Genomic DNA, 19,181 nt, shown 5'->3' on the forward strand with positions numbered 1-19,181 from the left:
GCGTGAAACGGCCGCGGGCGGTCGACGGCCGCCGCCGCCGAAGGCCGGACGCCGACGGGCAACTGCCCGCCGGCGTCCGGTGGTTCGTCTCGTGCGCCGCGCCCCGCTCAGGCGGGACCCGACCGGCGGGCCCGCCCGATCAGCCGGAGACCTCGGAGCGGTCGCCACCCCACAGGGTGTGGAACGACCCCTCGCGGTCCGTGCGCCGGTACGTGTGCGCACCGAAGAAGTCCCGCTGCCCCTGCGTGAGCGCGGCTGGCAGCCGCTCCGCGCGCAGCGCGTCGTAGTACGAGAGCGCCGCCGCGAAGCCCGGGGTCGGCACACCCTGCCGTACCGCCGTCGCGAGCACCTCGCGCCAGTCGTCCTGCGCCGCGCCGATCTCCTCGGCGAACTGCTTGTCCGCCAGCAGGCTCGGCAGATCGCGCTGCGCGTCGTACGCGCCCCGGATCCGGTCCAGGAACGCCGCCCGGATGATGCAGCCCGCACGCCAGATCGCGGCGACGGACCCGAGGTCGATGTTCCAGCCGTACTCCTCGCTGCCCGCCTGGATCTGGTGGAAGCCCTGCGTGTACGACACGATCTTCGACGCGTACAGCGCCTGCTCCACCTGGTCCGCGAAGCGCGCGGCCTCGGCCTCGCCGAGCGCGGTCGCCCTCGGGCCCGGCAGCGTCTGCGAGACGTCCCGCAGCCCGGCGTGCCCCGACAGCGAGCGTGCGAAGACCGCCTCGGCGATGCCGGAGACCGGCACACCGAGGTCGAGCGCGATCTGCACCGTCCAGCGGCCGGTGCCCTTCTGCTCGGCCTGGTCGACCACGACGTCGACGAAGGGCTTCCCCGTCTCGGCGTCCGTGTGGGCCAGCACCTCGGCGGTGATCTCGATCAGATACGAGTCGAGCCGCCCGGTGTTCCAGGTCCGGAACGTCTCCGCGATCTTCTCGGGGGAGTAGCCGGCGACCGCGCGCAGCAGGTGGTACGCCTCGGCGATCAGCTGCATGTCGGCGTACTCGATGCCGTTGTGCACCATCTTGACGAAGTGCCCGGCGCCGTCGGGGCCGATGTGTGCCACCGTCGGGGCGTCGTCCGGAGCCTTCGCGGCGACGCGCTCCAGCAGCGGGCCGAGCGAGGCGTAACTCTCGGTGGATCCGCCCGGCATGATGCTCGGTCCGTGCAGCGCGCCCTCCTCGCCGCCGGAGATGCCCACGCCGACGAAGTGGATGCCGCGCTCGCGCAGCTCCTTCTCCCGGCGCCGGGTGTCCGCGAAGTGCGCGTTGCCGCCGTCGATGATGACGTCGCCCTCTTCGAGCAGCGGGGCGAACTCCTGGATCACGGCGTCGGTCGGGTCGCCCGCCTTCACCATGATGACGAGACGCCGCGGGCGCTCCAGCGCCGCGACGAACTCCTCCGCCGAGTCCGCCGGTACGAAGACGCCCTCGTCGCCGAACTCGTCGACCAGGGCATGGGTCTTCGACGCTGTGCGGTTGTGCAGGGCGACGGTGAAGCCGTTGCGGGCGAAGTTCCGGGCGAGGTTGCGGCCCATCACCGCGAGCCCGGTGACGCCGATCTGGGCAGTACCACTCATGCGTGTGTGCTCCTGGGTCTCCGTCGGATGTACCTCGTCCGGCGGTAGGGGTGTACGTGCCGGCGGACGGGGCTGTTCATCGATCTTCAAGCCGCCCCGCATTCTTCCGCATTCCGGGTCGGCCGCGTCGTTTCCGTTCATCTCTTGGGCGGAAGTGGGGTCCGTACGGGTCATCGTTCACCAACTCTTGACACTCTCTCAGCGGCGGCGTAACACTGGCGGGGCTTTGGAGAGCGCTCTCCCACAGTGATCCCGGCGATCGCGGTGTCCGCCGTTCCTGCCGAACCCGGCGTATCCGGCGTTCCGGCCGGGTCTCCGGGGATCCTCGCCGGATCCGGGAGCCGCTCCCCGCGGTGCACCGTCCTGTACCACTCTCTCCCCCCACCGCATACGGCGCGTATGCGGACGAAGAGCGGCATGGAGGTCCGCATGGCCGAAAGACTCCGCAGAACCACCCTGGTGTCCGCGTTGCTCGTATTCACCGCCCTGGCCCTGGTGGCCATGGGTCTGACCGCGATCACGGACACCGCCACCGCCGACCCCAAGAACGACCGCGGCACCACCGCCGCGTCCCACGCGGGACACAAGATGCCACCGGCCGTCCCCGTCCCCTCGGGCGACGATCCCGACGGTGACGGCTACATACCGGCGAACCCGCCGGTCACCGGCGTCGTACCGTCGGACGAGATCCCGCCGCACCGCTACTTCCACGAATTCCAGGCCAACTGCGAGGTCACCCACACCAGGCCGGACGACCCGATCGTCTACCCGGGGCAGTCGGGCGCTTCGCACGACCACACCTTCATGGGCAACAGGACCACCGACGCCAACAGCACCACGGCCTCGCTGGACGCCGGCACCACCGCGTGCAAGGCGCCGGGGGACCGGTCCGCGTACTGGATGCCGACCCTGCTCAACGGGGACCAGCCGGTACGGCCCATCGGCCCGCAGGTCATCTACTACAAGGCGGGAGTCACCGACTACCGCACCGTGCGGCCGTTCCCGAAGGGCCTGCGGTTCGTGGTCGGCAGCCCGACGCAGACGGCCGACGAGTTCCGCAACCACCCGGGCTGGGTGGAGGGCTGGGAGTGCGGCAACTCGTTCAACAACACCGAGATCCCGCTCAGTTGCCCGGCCACCCGTGATGTCCAGCTCAACCTCCGCTTCCAGGCGCCCAGTTGCTGGGACGGAGAGTATCTGGACACCCCGGACCACAAGAGCCACATGGCCTATCCGCTGGTCCAGGGCGCCAACCAGGACGTCTGCCCGACGTCGCACCCGGTGGCGCTGCCGATGGTCGAGTTCAAGATGGCCTGGCCGGTGAACGGGGACATGTCCAAGGTGAGACTCGCGAGTGGGACGGGGCACTCCTTCCACTACGACTTCTTCAACGCCTGGGACAACGCCACGCTGGGCGCCATGGTCAACCACTGTGTCGTCGGCGGCCTCCAGTGCGACGCGCGCGGCTACGACCAGAACAATCCCGGGGCCGGTGCGGCCCTGAACGAGGACTACGAACTGCCGTGACCGGGAGCGCTCTTCCGCCGGGGTGCGACACGCCCTGACGGGAGAGCGCTCTCCCAGGCTCGGTCCGCATCCCGCTTCCCATATCCCTCCGCCCGCACTCTCCCCACAGGTGACTCATGAGCGATTCACGACCATTCCCGTCACGGCTCCTCCCGTCGCGGCTCCTCCCGTCGCGGCTCCTTCCTTCACGGCTCTTCCGGAGAACCTCGCAGGGCCGCCCGCGCACGATGGCGTCGGTCGCCGCCACCGCGCTCCTCGCGGCCTTCGCCGTGACCATCCCGGCCGCCGCTCCCGCGCAGGCGGCGGGCAGCGTCGTCAAGGTCACCGGGTCCCAGGGCGCCTGGCAGTTGACCGTCGACGGAGCGCCGTACCAGATCAAGGGCCTGACCTGGGGCCCCTCCGTCGCCGACGCCGGCAGGTACATGCCCGACGTGGCCTCCATGGGCGTCAACACCATCCGGACCTGGGGCACCGACGGCACCACCAAGCCCCTCCTCGACTCGGCTGCCGCCAACGGCATCAAGGTGATCGCCGGCTTCTGGCTCCAGCCCGGCGGCGGCCCGGGCAGCGGCGGCTGCGTCAACTACCTCACCGACACGCAGTACAAGAACGACATGCTCGCCGAGTTCCCGAGGTGGGTGGAGACCTACAAGGACCACGCGGGTGTGCTGATGTGGAACGTCGGCAACGAATCCGTACTCGGACTCCAGAACTGCTACAGCGGCGACGCGCTGGAGCAGCAGCGCAACGCGTACACGACCTTCGTCAACGACATCGCCAAGAAGATCCACGCGGTCGACCCGAACCACCCCGTGACCTCGACCGACGCATGGACCGGAGCCTGGCCCTACTACCAGCGCAACTCGCCCGACCTTGACCTGTACGCGGTCAACTCCTACGCCGACGTGTGCAACATCGAGGAGACCTGGAACGCCGGCGGCTACACCAAGCCCTACATCGTCACCGAGGGCGGTCCCGCCGGTGAGTGGGAGGTGGACGACGACGTGAACGGTGTGGCGTCGGAGCCCGCCGACACGGCGAAGGCCCAGGGCTACAAGGACGCGTGGAACTGCGTCACCGGCCATCGGGGCGTCGCTCTCGGAGCCACGCTCTTCCACTACGGAACCGAGTACGACTTCGGCGGTGTCTGGTTCAATCTGCTGCCCGCGGGCCAGAAGCGGCTCTCCTACTACGCGGTGAAGGAGGCGTACGGCAGGAGCACCGCCGGCGACAACAAGCCGCCGGTGATCTCCAACATGGCCGTCGACGGCGCCACGTCCGTACCGGCCGGACGTCCGTTCAAGGTCACCTCGGACATCACGGACCCGAACGGTGACGCGCTCGGCTACGAGGTGCTGGTCAACAGCAAGTACATCGACAACAGCGGGCAGTTGACCCCGGCACAGTTCACCGCCGAGGGCAACGGGGACTTCACCGTGACCGCGCCGGACCGGCTCGGGGTGTGGAAGGTCTACATCAAGGCGTCCGACGGCAAGGGCAACGTCGGGATCGAGACCAAGTCCTTCAAGGTCGTGCCGCCGCCCGTCGACGGCACCAACGTGGCCAAGGGGAAGCCGGCCACGGCGTCGTCCTTCCAGCCCGACAGCGTCGGCTGCCCCTGCCCGGCCGCGAGCGCCGTCGACGGTGACTTCGGGAGCCGGTGGGCCAGCGACTGGTCCGACCCGCAGTGGATCCAGGTGGACCTGGGCGCGCGGACCGACTTCAAGCACGTACAGCTCGCCTGGGAGGCCGCGTACGCCAAGAGCTACACCGTCCAGACGTCCGACAACGGGCAGGACTGGAGCACCCTGCGGACCGTCACCGGGGGTGACGGAGGCATCGACGACATCGCGGTCACCGGCGCCGCCCGGTACATACGGGTGAACGCGACCGAACGCGGCACCCCGTGGGGCTACTCGCTCTACGAGTTCGGGGTCTACCGCTGACCGCGGCGGGCCGGCCACAGCCGGCCGCCGCCGTCGGCTGATCATTCCTGCCGCGCCGTGCTCTCCCCGCCGGCGGCGCGGTGGTCCCGCGGCGGGTCACGGAGACTCCGTGACCCGCCGCGGGTTCTCTTCGTGCCCGCGTCCCGGCACCCGGCCGTGCCCGTTTCACCCACGGCCGGTTCTCGCCCCGGCCGGGAGGCCCGTCGGGCACCCGCCGCGAACCTCCGCATCCCCGCCGCGCCCCGCGATTCAGGCGTGCTCGGCAGTGATCCGCGGGCGACTCGTACATGGTCCGTACACGTTTCCCTGCCCGTTTGAGTGCCCGTTTTGGGGCGCCGGACGGGACGCAGCTCACGTTTAGAAGGCCGATCGCCGGAAGCCCGCCCACCGCTTCGGGCGCCGTTCGGGCGTGGATCAGCGCCAAACGGGCACCGAAGCGGGCGCCGGAGTCTGGCATTCCTGGTACGACCAGCGCAGACTCCGACGAGCAAACGGGCATGAACGGTCACACTCAAAGCAGCGAAGAGCCTGGTCGAGCCGGGCCTCTTGCTTGTAGAAACGACCCATGAGCCCGAACGGGTGCTGAGCCGCAGCAGAGCAGGGAAGTGTGTGTCGTGGACACGGACGAACGCCGACGAGAGATTCTTGAGATCGCCCGACGTGACGGGTCGGTGGAGGTCACCGCCTTGGCCGCCAAGTTGAGCGTGGCCAAGGAGACCGTCCGGCGCGACCTGCACGCCCTGGAGGAGCACGGCCTCCTGCGGCGCACCCACGGCGGTGCCTATCCGGTGGAGAGCGCCGGCTACGAGACGACCCTCGCTGTCCGGACCACCCGGCTCGTACCTCAGAAGTCACGGATCGCGGTCGCCGCCGCCGACCTCATCGGGGACGCCGAAACGGTCTTCATCGACGAGGGCTTCACCCCCCAGCTCGTCGCCGAGGCCCTCCCCAGGGACCGGCCGCTGACCGTCGTCACCGCCTCCCTGGCGGTCGCCAACGGGCTCGCCGACGCCGAGAAGATCGCGGTCCTGCTGCTCGGCGGCCGGGTGCGCGGCGGCACCCTCGCCACCGTCGACCACTGGGCGATCCGGATGCTCTCCGACTTCGTCATCGACCTGGCGTTCGTCGGCGCGAACGGCATCTCGCGCGAGTACGGGCTGACCACCCCCGACCCGGCCGTCAGCGAGGTGAAGGCCCAGGCCATGCGCAGCGCCCGCCGGAAGGTGTTCGCCGGAATCCACACCAAGTTCGGCGCCGTGAGTTTCTGCCGGTTCGCCGATGTCGGTGACTTCGAGACGATCGTCACCGACGTCGGACTCCCGTCGGCGGAGGCGCAGCGCTATTCACTGCTCGGCCCCCAGGTCATCCGCGTCTGACGCACCCCATCCGTTCCGGAACCCCCGCCGAGGCGGCCAGGGGGCGGGACCCGTACGGCCTCACGACCCCCCCGCAAGATCTCCTCCCCCAGAACTTCCCCACCCCTCCCACCCATCAGCGACAACCGCAACCGAATGATCAGGAGAAACTCATGCCCCTCCAGCAGCGACGACGTGGCATAGGCGTACGTGTGGGCGTGGGAGCGGCCTTGACGGCACTCCTCGCCGGATGCAGCGGCGCGGGCGGCAGCACCTCCGACGGTGGTGAGACGGTCAATGTGCTGATGGTCAACAACCCGCAGATGGTGGAACTCCAGAAGCTGACCGCCGCGAACTTCACCAAGGACACCGGCATCAAGGTCAACTTCACCGTCCTGCCGGAGAACGACGTCCGCGACAAGATCAGCCAGGACTTCTCCAACCAGGCCGGCCAGTACGACGTCGCCACCATCAGCAACTTCGAGGTGCCCTTCTTCGCGAAGAACGGCTGGCTGCACACGCTCGACGAGTACGTGGAGAAGGACAAGGCGTTCGACCAGGACGACATCCTCAAGCCGCTCAAGGAGTCGCTGACGGCCGAGGACGGCAAGCTCTACGGCCAGCCGTTCTACGGCGAGTCGTCCTTCCTCATGTACCGCAAGGACGTCTTCGCCGAGAAGAAGCTGAAGATGCCCGCCAACCCCACCTGGCAGGAGGTCGCCGACCTCGCCGCCAAGACCGACGGCGCCCAGAGGGGCATGAAGGGCATCTGTCTGCGCGGTCTGCCGGGCTGGGGCGAGGTCATCGCCCCGCTCACGACCGTGGTCAACACCATGGGCGGCACCTGGTTCACCGAGGACTGGAAGGCGCAGCTGACCTCGCCCGAGTTCAAGAAGGCCACCAAGTTCTACGTCGACCTCGTGCGTGAGCACGGCGAGGCGGGCGCGCCGCAGGCCGGTTACGCCGAGTGCCTCAACAACATGACGCAGGGCAAGACGTCGATGTGGTACGACGCCACGGCGGGCGCGGGCTCGCTGGAGGCCAAGGACTCCCCGGTCAAGGGCAAGATCGGCTATGTGCCGGCCCCGGTCGACAAGACGGACAGCTCCGGCTGGCTCTACACCTGGGCCTGGGGCATGCAGAAGGCGTCCAAGAACACCGAGAGCGCCTGGAAGTTCATCTCCTGGGCGTCCAGCAAGGAGTACGAGGAGCTCGTCGGCAAGGAGATCGGCTGGGCCAACGTCCCGGCGGGCAAGCGCGCCTCGACGTACATGAACCCCGACTACCGCAAGGAAGCCGCCGCGTTCGCCGACGTCACCTCGGAGGCCATCTCCAGCGCCAACCCGCGTGACCCGGGCACCCAGCCCCGCCCGACCGTCGGTATCCAGTTCGTCGGCATCCCCGAGTTCACCGACCTCGGCACGAAGGTCTCGCAGGAGATCAGCGAGGCCATCGCCGGCCGCCAGTCGGTCGACGAGGCCCTGGAGGCTTCCCAGAAGCTCGCCGAGAAGGTTGCCGAGGAGTACCGGTGAGCACTTCTGTCAGCGCCGCACCCCCCGCCCCACCGGACCAGTCGCCGCCGGCCAAGTCCCGCCCCCCGGCGGGGCCCCGGTCCGGCAAGGCGCGCGCCTGGGGCACCCGTGCCCCCCTCCTGCCGGCTCTTGTCTTCCTGATAGCCGTCACCCAACTGCCCTTCGTGGCAACGCTGTTCATCTCACTGTTCGACTGGAACTCGCTCAACCCGGACGCCCGCAGCTTCTCCGGTCTTGAGAACTACGGCTCCGTCTTCAGCGACGCGGACCTGCGTGACTCGGTGTTCACCACGATGCTGCTCACCGCCACCGTGGTGATCGTCAGCGTAGTGCTCGGACTGCTGCTCGCCCTGCTGCTCAACCAGCGGTTCGCGGGCCGGGGCCTGGTCCGTACGCTGCTCATCACCCCGTTCCTGCTGGTGCCCGTCTCGGCCGCGCTGCTGTGGAAGCATGTGCTCTACAACCCCGAGTACGGCCTGCTGAACGGTGGTTGGGCCTGGTTCACCGGGCTGTTCGGTGTCGAGAACGCCTCGCAGCCCGACTGGATCTCGGACATGCCGCTGCTCGCCGTCGAGGCGTCGCTCGTCTGGCAGTGGACGCCGTTCATGATGCTGATCCTGCTGGCCGGGCTGCAGAGCCGGCCGCTGGACATGATGGAGGCCGCGCGCCTGGACGGCGCGAACGCCTGGCAGATGTTCGCCTTCCTGACCCTGCCGCATCTGCGCCGCTACCTCGAACTCGGCGTCCTGCTCGGCTCGATCTACATCGTGCAGAACTTCGACGCCGTGTTCACCATCACCGCGGGCGGACTCGGCACCGCCAACCTCCCGTACACCATCTACCAGACCTTCTACCAGGCTCACGAGTACGGACTGGCCTCCGCGGCAGGCGTGGTCGTCGTGATCGGCACCATCGTGATCGCGACCTTCGCCCTGCGCGTCGTCTCGTCCCTCTTCAGTGAGGAGGCGAGGCGCGCATGAGCACACTCTCCGCACCGAAGACCGCCGGCGCCCCTGGCAAGGCGTCCACCTCTCCGGGGGCCCACGACACCTACGGCCCCGCGGCCCGGCGCGCCAAGCGGCGCTCCACCGCGCTCGGCCTGCTGGCCTGGGTGGTCGGAGTCGTCTTCTGCTTCCCGGCGCTGTGGATGTTCCTCACCTCCCTGCACTCGGAGGCGGACGCGGCGACCAATCCGCCGTCGCTCACCGCGCCGCTCACCTTCGACAACTACAGCAACTTCTTCGGCGCCGACGGCGGGGCGAGCCCCTGGCCGCCGCTCATCAACTCGGTGACGGCGTCCCTGTTCTCGACCCTGTTCGTCCTCGTGCTGGCGCTGCCGGCGGCGTACGCGCTGTCCATCAAGCCCGTCCGCAAATGGACGGACGTGATGTTCTTCTTCCTCTCCACGAAGATGCTGCCGGTCGTCGCCGGACTGCTGCCGGTGTATCTCTTCGCCAAGAACATCGGCATGCTGGACAACATCTGGCTGCTCGTCATCCTCTACACCTCGATGAACCTGCCGATCGCGGTCTGGATGATGCAGTCCTTCCTCGCGGACGTGCCGGTCTCCATCATCGAGGCCGCACAGGTGGACGGGGCCCGGCTGCACACCGTGCTGATCCGGGTGGTGGCGCCGGTCGCCGCCCCCGGTATCGCCGCCACCGCGCTGATCTGCTTCATCTTCAGCTGGAACGAACTGCTCTTCGCGCGGGTCCTCACCGGCGTGACAGCGCAGACGGCGCCCGTCTTCCTGACCGGATTCGTCACCAGCCAGGGCCTCTTCCTCGCCCAGCTGTGCGCCGCTTCCGTCGTCGTGTCCCTGCCGGTGCTCGCCGCCGGCTTCGCAGCCCAGGACAAGCTCGTCCAGGGCCTTTCTCTTGGAGCCGTCAAATGAGGGCAGCGATCGTCGAGGGCATCGGCAAGGTGTCCGTCGCCACGGTCCCAGACCCGACCCCGGGCCCGCGCGACGTCGTCGTGTCCGTCGCCGTCTGCGGCATCTGCGGCACCGATCTGCACATCCTCCAGGGCGAGTTCGCGCCGACCCTGCCGATCGTCCCCGGGCACGAGTTCGCGGGCGAGATCGTCGGCATCGGCGCGGACGTCACGGAGCTGGCGGTGGGCGACAAGGTCGCCGTCGACCCGTCGCTGTACTGCCACGAGTGCCGCTACTGCAGGGCCGGGCGGGGCAATCTCTGCGACCGCTGGAACGCGATCGGGGTCTCCGTCCCCGGTGGCGCCGCCGAGTTCGCGGTGGCGCCGGTCGCGAACTGCGTCAAGCTCCCGGACCATGTGGACGTACGGGACGCGGCGCTCATCGAGCCGCTGTCCTGCGCCGTACGCGGCTACGACGTGCTGAGCAGCACGCTCGGCGCGGAGGTGCTGATCTACGGTTCCGGCACGATGGGGCTGATGATGCTGGAGCTGGCCAAGCGCACGGGCGCCGCCGCGGTCGACGTGCTGGACATCAACCCCGAGCGGCTGGCCACCGCGGCCAAACTCGGCTGTTCACGGTCGGGCGCCTCGGCGGAGGAGTTCGAGCGGCCGGGCGGCTGGGACGTCGTCATCGACGCGACCGGCAACGCGGGCGCCATCCAGGACGGCCTCGGCCGGGTCGCCAAGGGGGGAACGTTCCTCCAGTTCGGGGTCTCCGACTACGCGACGACGGCCGTCATCGAGCCGTACAAGATCTACAACCAGGAGATCACCATCACCGGCTCGATGGCGGTGCTGCACAGCTTCGAGCGGGCCGCCGCGCTGTTCGCCACCGGGGTCCTGGACCCCGCGGTGTTCATCAGCGACCGGCTGCCGCTGGACCAGTACCCGCAGGCGATCGAGCGGTTCCAGGCCGGCCAGGGACGCAAGATCGTGGTGGAGCCGTGACCGACGTTCCCGGCGCGGCGCCGGAGCCCGTTCCGGGTCCCGGCGCCGTCCTGGTGCTGGGCGAGGCGCTGATCGACCTCGTACCCACGGCCGACGACGCGGAGGCGCGCCTGGCTCAGCCGGGCGGCGCCCCCGCGAACGTGGCCACCGGACTGGCCCGGCTCTCCACGCCGAGCTGGTTCGCCGGCGCCCTCGGGAGCGACGGGTTCGCCCGGTCGATCGAGCGGCGGCTGGTCTCGGCGGGAGTCGAGCTCGGCCTCTGCGCCCGGCCGGACCTCCCCACGGCGCTGGCCGTCGCGGACCCGGGCCCCGAGGGCACCGGCTACCACTTCCACCTCCAATCCACGGCGACCTTCCAGTTGCCGCGCCGCACGGACGTGGAGCGCTTCGCCGCCGTGTACGTGGGTGGTCTCGCAGCCGTCGTCGAGCCCGCGGCCTCGGCCGTGGCGGCGACGGCGAGCGCGGCGGCGGCCGGTGGCCCGCTGCTGGTGGTGGATCCGAACGTGCGCGAGGACCGCACCATCGACCCGCGGGACGGTGCCCGGCGCTTGCGTGAACTGTGCGAGCTGGGCCAGGTCGTCAAGGCGAGCGACGAGGATCTGGCGCGACTCTGGCCGGACTCGACGCCCGACGAGACGTGCCGCAGGCTCGCCGACGGCGGCCGGCTGGTGGTCCTGACCAGAGGATCGCGGGGAAGTACGGCCTACACCGGCTCGGCCGAACCCGTGTCCGTGCCCGCCGTGCGCGTCGAGGTGGTCAACACCATCGGCGCGGGCGACGCCTTCATGGCGGCCATGATCACCTGGATGGTCTCGCGCGGTGTCCACCCGGGCGGGGCAAGGGAGTTCACCCCCGCGCTCGCCGAGGAGATGCTGGGCTTCGCCTCGCGGGTGGCGGCATCGGTGGTGGCCCAGGCAGGCACCGAGCCGTCGCTACCGGCACACGCCTGACGCACCGTCAGGCTAATAACGCCCGCCGCGGGCAGCGGTCTTGACCGCTGCCCGCGACGGTGTGCTCAAGCCGCCTTGTGGCTCCGGGCGTTCGACTGCCGGATGATCTCGGCGTACCGGTACCCGCTCGACTTGATCGTCCGTCGCTGCGACGCGTAGTCGACATGGACGAGGCCGAACCGCTTGTCGTAGCCGTAGGCCCACTCGAAGTTGTCCAGCAGCGACCAGGCGAAGTACCCGGCGAGCGGCACCCCCTTGCGTACGGCGCGCGCGCACGCCTCCAGATGCTCCTCCAGATAGCGGGTGCGCTCCGGGTCGTCGACCGTGCCGTCGTCCAGCAGGACGTCCGGGTAGGCCGAGCCGTTCTCGGTGACGTACAGACGCTGTGCGCCGTACTCCCTGGTCAGCCTGAGCAGCAGCTCCTCCAGGCCGTCCGCGTGCACCTCCCAGTCCATGGCCGTGTGGCGTACGCCGGGCAGATAGACCTGCTTGGCGTACGGCGCGGGCCCGGACGGGTCGTCGGCGACGACCTGGCGGAAGTAGTAGTTCAGCCCCAGCCAGTCCAGCGGCGCGGCGATGGACTCCAGGTCGCCGGGGCGCTCGGGCAGCTCCACCCCGTACAGGTCGAGCATGTCCTGCGGGTAGCCGCGCCCGTGGACGGGGTCGAGCCACCACCGGTTGATATGGCCGTCGGCCCGTACGGCCGCCGCCCGGTCCGCCTCGCGGTCGGTGGCCGGCTCGATCGGGCTGAGATTGTTGACGATGCCGATCCGGGCGTCGGACGAGGCCGCGCGGATCGCCTGGACGGCGAGTCCATGACCGAGATGCAGATGGTACGAGGCGTGCACGGCGGCCTTGAGATCCGTCAGCCCCGGCGCCATCCGCCCTTCCAGATGCCCGATCCAGGCCGAGCAGAGCGGCTCGTTGAGCGTCGCCCAGTCCTTCACGCGGTCGCCCAGGCGCTCGGCGACGACGGAGGCGTAGGCGGCGAAGTGCTCCGCCGTCTCACGGGCCGGCCAGCCGCCGCGGTCCTGGAGCGTCTGCGGGAGATCCCAGTGGTACAGGGTGGCGAACGGGGTGATGCCCGCCTCCAGCAGGCTGTCCACCAGCCGGTCGTAGAAGCCGATCCCGGCCTCGTTCACCGGCCCGTCGCCACCGGGGACGACACGCGGCCAGGCCAGCGAGAAGCGGTACGAGCCGACGCCGAGGCGCTTCATCAGCCCGATGTCCTCGGGGACCCGGTGGTAGTGGTCGCAGGCGATGTCCCCGGTGTCGCCGTTGTCGACGGCGCCGGGGGTGTGGGAGAAGGTGTCCCAGATCGAGGGGGAGCGGCCGTCCTCGGCGACGGCGCCCTCGATCTGGTAGGCGGCGGTGGCGACGCCCCAGACGAAATCGTGGGGGAGGGCGTTGAGTTCGTTCACTGACTGCCTTTCCGGAGAGGGCGCCTGGGAAGACGGCTGACGAGTGGTCATTTGACGTTCGGTCACTTCACCGCTCCCGCCGTCAGCCCCGCGACGAGATAGCGCTGGAGGAGCAGGAAGCCGACGACGACCGGCACGCTGACGACGAGCGAGGCCGCCATGATCTGGTTCCAGTACACGTCGTTCTGGGTGGCGTAGCCCTGGAGACCGACGGCGAGCGTGCGGGTCTCGTCGTTCGTCATCACGGATGCGAAGAGGACTTCTCCCCAGGCCGTCATGAACGCGTAGACCGCCACCGCCACGATCCCCGGGATCGCCGCAGGCACGACCACGCGGAACAGCGCGCCGAACGGGCCGCAGCCGTCCACCTTCGCCGCCTCGTCCAGATCCCTCGGGATGGAGTCGAAGTATCCGATCAGCATCCAGATGGAGAAGGGCAGCGAGAAGGTCAGATAGGTGAGGATGAGCCCGCCGCGCGAGCCGTAGAGGGCGACGCCCGTGCTGTTGCCGATGTTGACGAAGATCAGGAACAGCGGGAGCAGGAAGAGGATGCCCGGGAACATCTGCGTGGAGAGCACCGTGACGGTGAAGACGCGTTTGCCCCTGAAGCGGTAGCGGCTCACGGCGTACGCGGAGAACACCGCGATCGTCACCGACAGCACGGTCGCCGCACCCGCCACCAGGAGCGAGTTCATGAAGTAGTGCGCGAGCGGGACGGTGTCCCAGATGTCGAAGTACGGGCGGATGGTGATCTCGGACGGGATCCACTGGAACGTGTCCGTGACGTCCTCCAGCGGCTTCAGCGAGCTGCTGACCATCACATAGACGGGCAGCAGGGCGAAGGTGGTGAGGAACGCCAGGATGATCCGGCGCGTCCAGCGGAAGGACGCCGGAGGAGCGAGGGGAGATCTGGCCTTGCCGGCCAGGGCCTTATTCGGCACCGGAACCCTTCCTTCCGCGCGAGGTGGCCACCAGATAGACCGCCGTGACCAGCAGCAGGAAGAGCAGCAGCAGGACGGACATCGCGGAGCCCGTGCCGAAGTTCCAGGTGACGAACGACGACTGGTAGATATGGATCGAGATGAGGTCGGCCGCCTCGGGCGCCGACTCGCCGAACAGGACGTACGGCGTGTTGAAGTCGTTGAACGTCCACAGGAACAGCACCAGCACCAGCACCTGGTTGACCGGGCGCAGCGAAGGCAGCGTGATCTTGCGGATCTGCTGCCAGATGCCCGCGCCGTCGATGGACGCGGCTTCGTACAGCTCGCGCGGGATGTTCTGGAGCCCCGCCATCAGCATGAGGAAGGCGAACGGCCAGGACTTCCAGACCGCCACGACGACGAGCGCGATGAAGCTGTTGTCACCGATCAGCCAGAAGGACGGCTCGTCGGTCAGACCCAGTTGGTCGTGCAGGACGTGGTTGATCATGCCGTTGTCGCGCTGGAACATGAACGCCCAGGTGATGACCGCGGCGTACACCGGCAGGGCGTACGGCGTGAGGAAGACGGCCCGCAGCAGTCCCCGGCCGCGGAAGTTCTCCTGGAGCATCACCGCGGCGGCCATGCCGAACAGCCAGGACAGGCCGACCGTGATGACCGTGAAAAGACAGGTGACGTAGAACGAGTGGAGCAGCGCCTCGCCGAGGGGGGCGTCGAAATCGACGGCGATCTTGTAGTTGTCGAACGCCCGCCACGGCGCGTTGCCCCAGTTGTTGATGTAGAGCTGGGTCAGTTCGCGGAAGCTCATCACGATCCCGATGACCATCGGGACGATGTGCACGAGCAGTTCGAGCAGGACGGCCGGGAGCAGCAGAAGGTAGGGCAGCCCGCCCTGGCGGATCCGGTCGGGGATGCGCGGCAGTCGTCTCCGCCGCGCACCCCCGTCGCCCTGGTCCGCACCGCTGCCCGACTTGCGTACGGGGGGAGTCACGGTGGACGTCATGGGCGGTGCCTCACTGCTGCATCTGCTGCTGGGCCTTGTCCAGCCGCTTCTTGACGGACTCGGTGGTCACCGGGGTCCCTGAGGCGGCGTCCGCCCACAGGTCCTTGACGGCCGTGCCGACGGCGGTCTCGAACTGCGACTCCTCGGGCACCTGGGGGAGCGGCGCCGCGCTGTTCGCGAGGGTGTCGCGCAGGACCTTCAGATCGGGCGCGGCGAACGCCGGGTCGGACTGGGCCGCCGCGACGGGCGGAATGGAACCGTAGGTCTTGTTGAGGAGCTTCTGCTCGCCGTCGCTCGTCATGAACTTGACGAACTTCTTGGCGCCTTCGATGTTCTTGGTGTTCTTGAAGACGGCGATGTTGATGCCGGCGACCATCGAGTTCACCTGGGCGCCGGCGCCAGGGGCACCGGACGGCACGGGTACGGGCGCGGCGCCCCAGTCCTCGGGCTTCATGCCCTGCGAGGCGAACGTCGAGGCGGCGGCCTGCCACAGCACCATCGCCGTCTTGCCCTTGGCGAAGTCGGTCAGCGACTGGTTCTGGGCGTACTCCGCGTTGCCCGGGGCGATGATCTTGTCCTTGGCCATGAAGTCCACGTACTGCTTCACGGCGGCCACATTGCCGTCGGTGGTGAACGTCGGCTTGCCGGACTCGTCGAAGAAGTTGTCGCCGTGCTGCTGGCCGAGCGCGAACACCTGGTGGATGTTGTTCGACAGGTTGCCGCCCTCGGCGCCGAGCGCCCACTTGCCGTCCTTGGACAGCTTCTTGCCGTCGGCGACCAGCTCGTCCCAGGTGGCGGGCGGTCCGTCGATACCGGCGTCCGCGAACATCTGCTTGTTGTAGTAGAGCGCGTACGCGAGCGAGTACAGCGGCACGGCCGCCGGAGGCTGGCCTTCCGCGCCGGCGGAGGCGACGGCCGAGTCGACGAAGCGGTCCCGGCCGCCTATCGCCTCGAAGTTCTTGTCGTCCCAGGGCAGCAGCGCGCCGGTCGCCTGGAGCGAGGCGGACCAGGTGTTGCCGATGTTCAGTACGTCAGGGCCCTGGCCGGACGTGGTGGCGGCCAGGATCCGGGTCAGCAGATCGGACCACGGCACCACTTCGAGCTTGACCTTGATCCCCGTCTCCTTCTCGAACTTCTTCAGCTCGGGAGTCAGGATCTTCTTGTCGGCCTCGATGTTCGGGCCCTGGTTCGACGCCCAGTAGGTGAGCGTCTTCGGTGAATCGTTGCTGCCGCCCTCGTCGGTGGAGGTACCGCCGCCGCACCCGGTGAGGGTGGCGGCGAGGGCGGTGGCGAGGGTGACGACTGCTGCGGCTCTGATTCCGCGCATGGGAGGCCCCTTTCCGGGGTGGCTGTGTTCGAGAGTCGAACGCTGCCTCACGGCTTAATTTATGTCGTGATTTAAGAGGTGAGAGAAGGTCGCGTCAAGGTCTGGGGCCAGGGTATGTTGCGTCCTGGGAGGGAGCACCATGGCGGAACGGGACAGAAGAACAGTGCGTGACCTGCGCCGGGGCAACCGGGCGAGGGTGTTGCAACGGTTGTATTTCGACGGGCCCCTGAGCCGTCAGGAGCTCGGTCCCGCGACAGGTCTGAGTTCAGGTTCCATCAGCAACGTCGTCACCGAACTCGCCGCCGAACGCCTCCTGGAAGAAGCCGGAGTGGTCGACTCCGACGGCGGAAGACCCCGCACGCTGCTGCGGGTCGCCCCCGGCGGAGCGCTCCTCATCGGCATCGACATCGGGGAGACCCGCGTCCGCGTCGAACTCTTCGACCTGTCCCTGACCGAACTCGCCCGCACCGAAAGGCTGCTGGCCCAGCACGGCCACGACGTCGAACGCATCGTCGCGCACGTCCGCACCGGCGTCGCCCACGTCCTGAGCGACGCCGGGGCCGACCCGCACGAACTCCTCGGCATCGGCATCGGCGTCCCCGGCATCATCGAACGCGAGGGCCCCGAGGGCGCGGTCGTGCACGGACAGACCATGGGCTGGGCCGCCGTGCCCTTCGAGAAACTGCTGCGCACGGCGGTCGACGTACCGGACGAGGTCCCGCTGTTCATCGACAACGGCGCCAAGACCCTTGGCCAGGCGGAGATGTGGTTCGGCGGCGGCCGGGGCGCGGGGACGGCGGCGATCGCCCTCATCGGCTCCGGTGTCGGCGCGAGCGTGATTCACGGTGGCGAAGACGGCGCGTTCGACGGGAACGACCGGAGCAACGCCCTCGAATGGGGCCACACCACCGTGCACATGCGCGGACGGCGCTGCCGCTGCGGCTCCATCGGCTGTCTGGAGGCGTACGCGGGCGCCGAGGCGATGCGCGAACGCTGGCAGGAGGCGGGCGGCCCGCTCCCCGCCGACTCCGACGACGAGACGGCCCTCGCGGCCCTGCTCGCCGCGGCCTTCCCACCGCCCGGCGGCCCCGCTCCCGACCAGGTCGCGGTGTCACTGCTCGACGAGACCGCGGAATGCCTCGGCGCGGCCGTCGCCGACCTGATCAACCTGTTCCTGCCCGAACGGGTGCTGCTCGGCGGCTGGGCCGGCCTCCAGATCGGACCGCACCTGCTGCCGGACATCCGCCGCTACGCACGCGAGTACGCGCTGCGGCACACGGGGGCGCGGGCGACGGTCGAGCTGGGCCGGCTGGGCCCCGACGCGGTCACGGTCGGCGCGGCGACGCTGCCGCTGTCGGACTTCCTGGCCCGCGGGGGGACGAGGCCGCTGCCGGTCGGCGGTGACGAGCCCTCTCGGCCGGGCAGCGTACGGAAGTCGGTGCCGGCGCCCCGGTGGAGCCACACCCCGACGACGACGCTGGAGACGAATCCCTGACGGGCCCCTCCGGGGCGGTGGGCGGTTCCGTCCACCCCTCCGGAGCCTGAGGACAGTCCCCGGCGGTCAGGCCGAGGCGCGGACGATCAGGGTGGGTTCGAAGATCACCGATGTCACCGGGCGGTCCGGGCGGGACAGCCGGTCCAGCAGGAGGCGCGCCATCTCCGCCGCCATGTCCTCCACCGGCTGACGGACCGTCGTCAGCGGCGGGCGGCAGGACGCCGCCGCGCGGCTGTCGTCGAAGCCGATCACCGCGACATCGTCCGGCACCCGCATTCCGCGCTCGCGCAGCACCTGGCACGCGCCCACGGCCATCAGGTCGTTCGCCGCGAACAGCCCGTCCAGATCCGGGTGTTCGGCGAGCAGCCGCTCCATGGCCGAGGCGCCGCTCTCCTCGGTGAACTCGCCCTCGGCGACAGGGATGTACGGATGCCCGTGCCGGGCCATCGTGTCCCGGAAGCCCGCCAGCCGGTCCTGTCCCGCCGGTACGTCGAACGGCCCCGCGATCGTCGCGATCCGCCGGCAGCCGCGCGCCAGCAGACGCTCGGCGGCCAGCCGGGCGCCGTCCTGGTGGGCGAGGTCGACGTAGCTGATCCGGACCGGACGGGCGGGGCGCGCGTACAGCACGGCGGGGAGGCCGGCGTCCGTGATGAGCGCGGGCAGCGGGTCCTCCGCGTGTGTCGAGACGACCAGCGCGCCGTCGGCGCTGCCCTGGCGGAGGTACGACACCACCTCGTCCCGCGCGCGCGAGGTCTCGGCGAACATCAGAACCGGGTGAATCCCGCGCGGACGCAGGAAGTTGACCACGCCTGTCACGACCCGGCCGAAAAAAGGGTCGGCGAAGACCTCGGTCATGAACGAGCCCGCACCGCCCTCGAATCCGGCGCTTTCCCCGCTGCTCCCGCTGCTTCCCGAGGCGGCGGAGGCGGCGGACGCCGTGGGCCCCGCCGTCGCGGCGACCGGCGGCGGGTCGTCCCCGGCGCCCGAGACGACCAGGGCGACCGAGTCGGCCTTGCGGGTGACCAGCGAACGGGCGGCGCGGTTCGGTGTGTATCCGGTGACGGCCACCGCGTCCCGTACGGCCGCCTGGATCACCGGATCGACGTTGCGCACACCGTTGATGACGCGGGAGACGGTGGCACGCGAGACCCCGGCCGCCTTGGCGACATCCTCCAGCGTGGGTGCGCCGGCCGCTCGTGAATCCTCCGTCATGAGCGCATTTATAGCA

The 19,181-nt window shown here is 69.5% G+C and carries 15 protein-coding genes; 9 read left to right on the forward strand and 6 right to left on the reverse strand.

What is annotated here, in order from left to right; translation table 11 throughout:
* Positions 1 to 139: 139 nt before the first annotated feature.
* Positions 140 to 1,579 (reverse strand): NADP-dependent phosphogluconate dehydrogenase, encoded by a 1,440-nt coding sequence (gnd, locus tag IEY79_RS17645; RefSeq protein ID WP_189108446.1) that lies wholly within the window; start codon positions 1,577 to 1,579, stop codon positions 140 to 142.
* Positions 1,580 to 2,008: 429 nt separating this feature from the next.
* Between gnd and IEY79_RS17650 the strand changes: the two genes are divergently transcribed.
* From IEY79_RS17650 to IEY79_RS17685, 8 genes are all read left to right on the forward strand, one after another.
* On the forward strand, positions 2,009 to 3,106 hold the full coding sequence (locus IEY79_RS17650; protein ID WP_189108447.1) for a DUF1996 domain-containing protein: 1,098 nt from the start codon (positions 2,009 to 2,011) through the stop codon (positions 3,104 to 3,106).
* 227 nt (positions 3,107 to 3,333) lie between these two features.
* The gene (locus tag IEY79_RS17655) at positions 3,334 to 5,052 is read left to right on the forward strand and encodes a discoidin domain-containing protein (protein WP_189108448.1); all 1,719 of its coding nucleotides are present in this window, start codon (positions 3,334 to 3,336) and stop codon (positions 5,050 to 5,052) included.
* A gap of 614 nt (positions 5,053 to 5,666) precedes the next feature.
* On the forward strand, positions 5,667 to 6,428 hold the full coding sequence (locus IEY79_RS17660; protein WP_189108449.1) for a DeoR/GlpR family DNA-binding transcription regulator: 762 nt from the start codon (positions 5,667 to 5,669) through the stop codon (positions 6,426 to 6,428).
* Between the two features lie 152 nt (positions 6,429 to 6,580).
* Positions 6,581 to 7,939: an ABC transporter substrate-binding protein gene (locus IEY79_RS17665; RefSeq protein WP_189108450.1), complete on the forward strand. Its 1,359-nt coding sequence runs from the start codon at positions 6,581 to 6,583 to the stop codon at positions 7,937 to 7,939.
* The gene (locus tag IEY79_RS17670) at positions 7,936 to 8,919 is read left to right on the forward strand and encodes a carbohydrate ABC transporter permease (RefSeq protein WP_189108451.1); all 984 of its coding nucleotides are present in this window, start codon (positions 7,936 to 7,938) and stop codon (positions 8,917 to 8,919) included. The genes IEY79_RS17665 and IEY79_RS17670 overlap by 4 nt, the downstream gene beginning before the upstream one ends.
* Positions 8,916 to 9,833: a carbohydrate ABC transporter permease gene (locus IEY79_RS17675; protein ID WP_189108452.1), complete on the forward strand. Its 918-nt coding sequence runs from the start codon at positions 8,916 to 8,918 to the stop codon at positions 9,831 to 9,833. The genes IEY79_RS17670 and IEY79_RS17675 overlap by 4 nt, the downstream gene beginning before the upstream one ends.
* Positions 9,830 to 10,819, forward strand: a complete 990-nt coding sequence (locus IEY79_RS17680) for a zinc-dependent alcohol dehydrogenase family protein (protein ID WP_189108453.1) — start codon at positions 9,830 to 9,832, stop codon at positions 10,817 to 10,819. Before IEY79_RS17675 ends, IEY79_RS17680 begins: the two co-directional genes overlap by 4 nt.
* Positions 10,816 to 11,769, forward strand: coding sequence for a PfkB family carbohydrate kinase (locus tag IEY79_RS17685; protein WP_189108454.1), 954 nt, complete (start codon positions 10,816 to 10,818; stop codon positions 11,767 to 11,769). Before IEY79_RS17680 ends, IEY79_RS17685 begins: the two co-directional genes overlap by 4 nt.
* A 65-nt stretch (positions 11,770 to 11,834) precedes the next feature.
* Here IEY79_RS17685 and IEY79_RS17690 read toward each other — a convergent pair whose 3' ends face one another.
* The 4 genes from IEY79_RS17690 to IEY79_RS17705 form a co-directional block, all read right to left on the reverse strand.
* Positions 11,835 to 13,190, reverse strand: a complete 1,356-nt coding sequence (locus IEY79_RS17690) for a GH1 family beta-glucosidase (protein ID WP_189108455.1) — start codon at positions 13,188 to 13,190, stop codon at positions 11,835 to 11,837.
* A 62-nt stretch (positions 13,191 to 13,252) separates the two neighbouring features.
* Entirely contained in the window at positions 13,253 to 14,131 is an 879-nt protein-coding gene (locus IEY79_RS17695; protein ID WP_229700936.1) for a carbohydrate ABC transporter permease, read from the reverse strand.
* Positions 14,121 to 15,131 carry a carbohydrate ABC transporter permease gene (locus tag IEY79_RS17700; RefSeq protein WP_189108456.1) on the reverse strand — a complete coding sequence of 337 codons (1,011 nt, stop codon included), beginning with the start codon at positions 15,129 to 15,131 and terminating at the stop codon, positions 14,121 to 14,123. Before IEY79_RS17700 ends, IEY79_RS17695 begins: the two co-directional genes overlap by 11 nt.
* A 10-nt stretch (positions 15,132 to 15,141) precedes the next feature.
* Complete coding sequence (locus tag IEY79_RS17705; RefSeq protein WP_189108457.1) at positions 15,142 to 16,458, reverse strand: extracellular solute-binding protein; 1,317 nt, start codon at positions 16,456 to 16,458, stop codon at positions 15,142 to 15,144.
* A 139-nt stretch (positions 16,459 to 16,597) separates the two neighbouring features.
* Here IEY79_RS17705 and IEY79_RS17710 point away from each other — a divergent pair, with 139 nt between their 5' ends.
* A complete protein-coding gene (locus tag IEY79_RS17710; RefSeq protein ID WP_189108458.1) occupies positions 16,598 to 17,953 on the forward strand; it encodes an ROK family transcriptional regulator in 1,356 nt (451 codons plus the stop codon).
* A 66-nt stretch (positions 17,954 to 18,019) separates the two neighbouring features.
* On the opposite strand, the gene IEY79_RS17715 is transcribed toward IEY79_RS17710, so the two are convergent.
* Positions 18,020 to 19,165, reverse strand: a complete 1,146-nt coding sequence (locus IEY79_RS17715) for a LacI family DNA-binding transcriptional regulator (RefSeq protein WP_189108459.1) — start codon at positions 19,163 to 19,165, stop codon at positions 18,020 to 18,022.
* Positions 19,166 to 19,181 lie beyond the last annotated feature (16 nt).

The organism is Streptomyces camponoticapitis, assembly GCF_014646115.1.
Classification (GTDB): domain Bacteria; phylum Actinomycetota; class Actinomycetes; order Streptomycetales; family Streptomycetaceae; genus Streptomyces; species Streptomyces camponoticapitis.

Coding starts and splice junctions, on each gene's coding strand:
- gnd (WP_189108446.1), bottom strand. CDS start 1,579: ATGAGTGGTACTGCCCAGATCGGCGTCACCGGGCTCGCGGTGATGGGC.
- IEY79_RS17650 (WP_189108447.1), top strand. CDS start 2,009: ATGGCCGAAAGACTCCGCAGAACCACCCTGGTGTCCGCGTTGCTCGTA.
- IEY79_RS17655 (WP_189108448.1), top strand. CDS start 3,334: ATGGCGTCGGTCGCCGCCACCGCGCTCCTCGCGGCCTTCGCCGTGACC.
- IEY79_RS17665 (WP_189108450.1), top strand. CDS start 6,581: ATGCCCCTCCAGCAGCGACGACGTGGCATAGGCGTACGTGTGGGCGTG.
- IEY79_RS17675 (WP_189108452.1), top strand. CDS start 8,916: ATGAGCACACTCTCCGCACCGAAGACCGCCGGCGCCCCTGGCAAGGCG.
- IEY79_RS17680 (WP_189108453.1), top strand. CDS start 9,830: ATGAGGGCAGCGATCGTCGAGGGCATCGGCAAGGTGTCCGTCGCCACG.
- IEY79_RS17700 (WP_189108456.1), bottom strand. CDS start 15,131: ATGACGTCCACCGTGACTCCCCCCGTACGCAAGTCGGGCAGCGGTGCG.
- IEY79_RS17705 (WP_189108457.1), bottom strand. CDS start 16,458: ATGCGCGGAATCAGAGCCGCAGCAGTCGTCACCCTCGCCACCGCCCTC.
- IEY79_RS17710 (WP_189108458.1), top strand. CDS start 16,598: ATGGCGGAACGGGACAGAAGAACAGTGCGTGACCTGCGCCGGGGCAAC.
- IEY79_RS17715 (WP_189108459.1), bottom strand. CDS start 19,165: ATGACGGAGGATTCACGAGCGGCCGGCGCACCCACGCTGGAGGATGTC.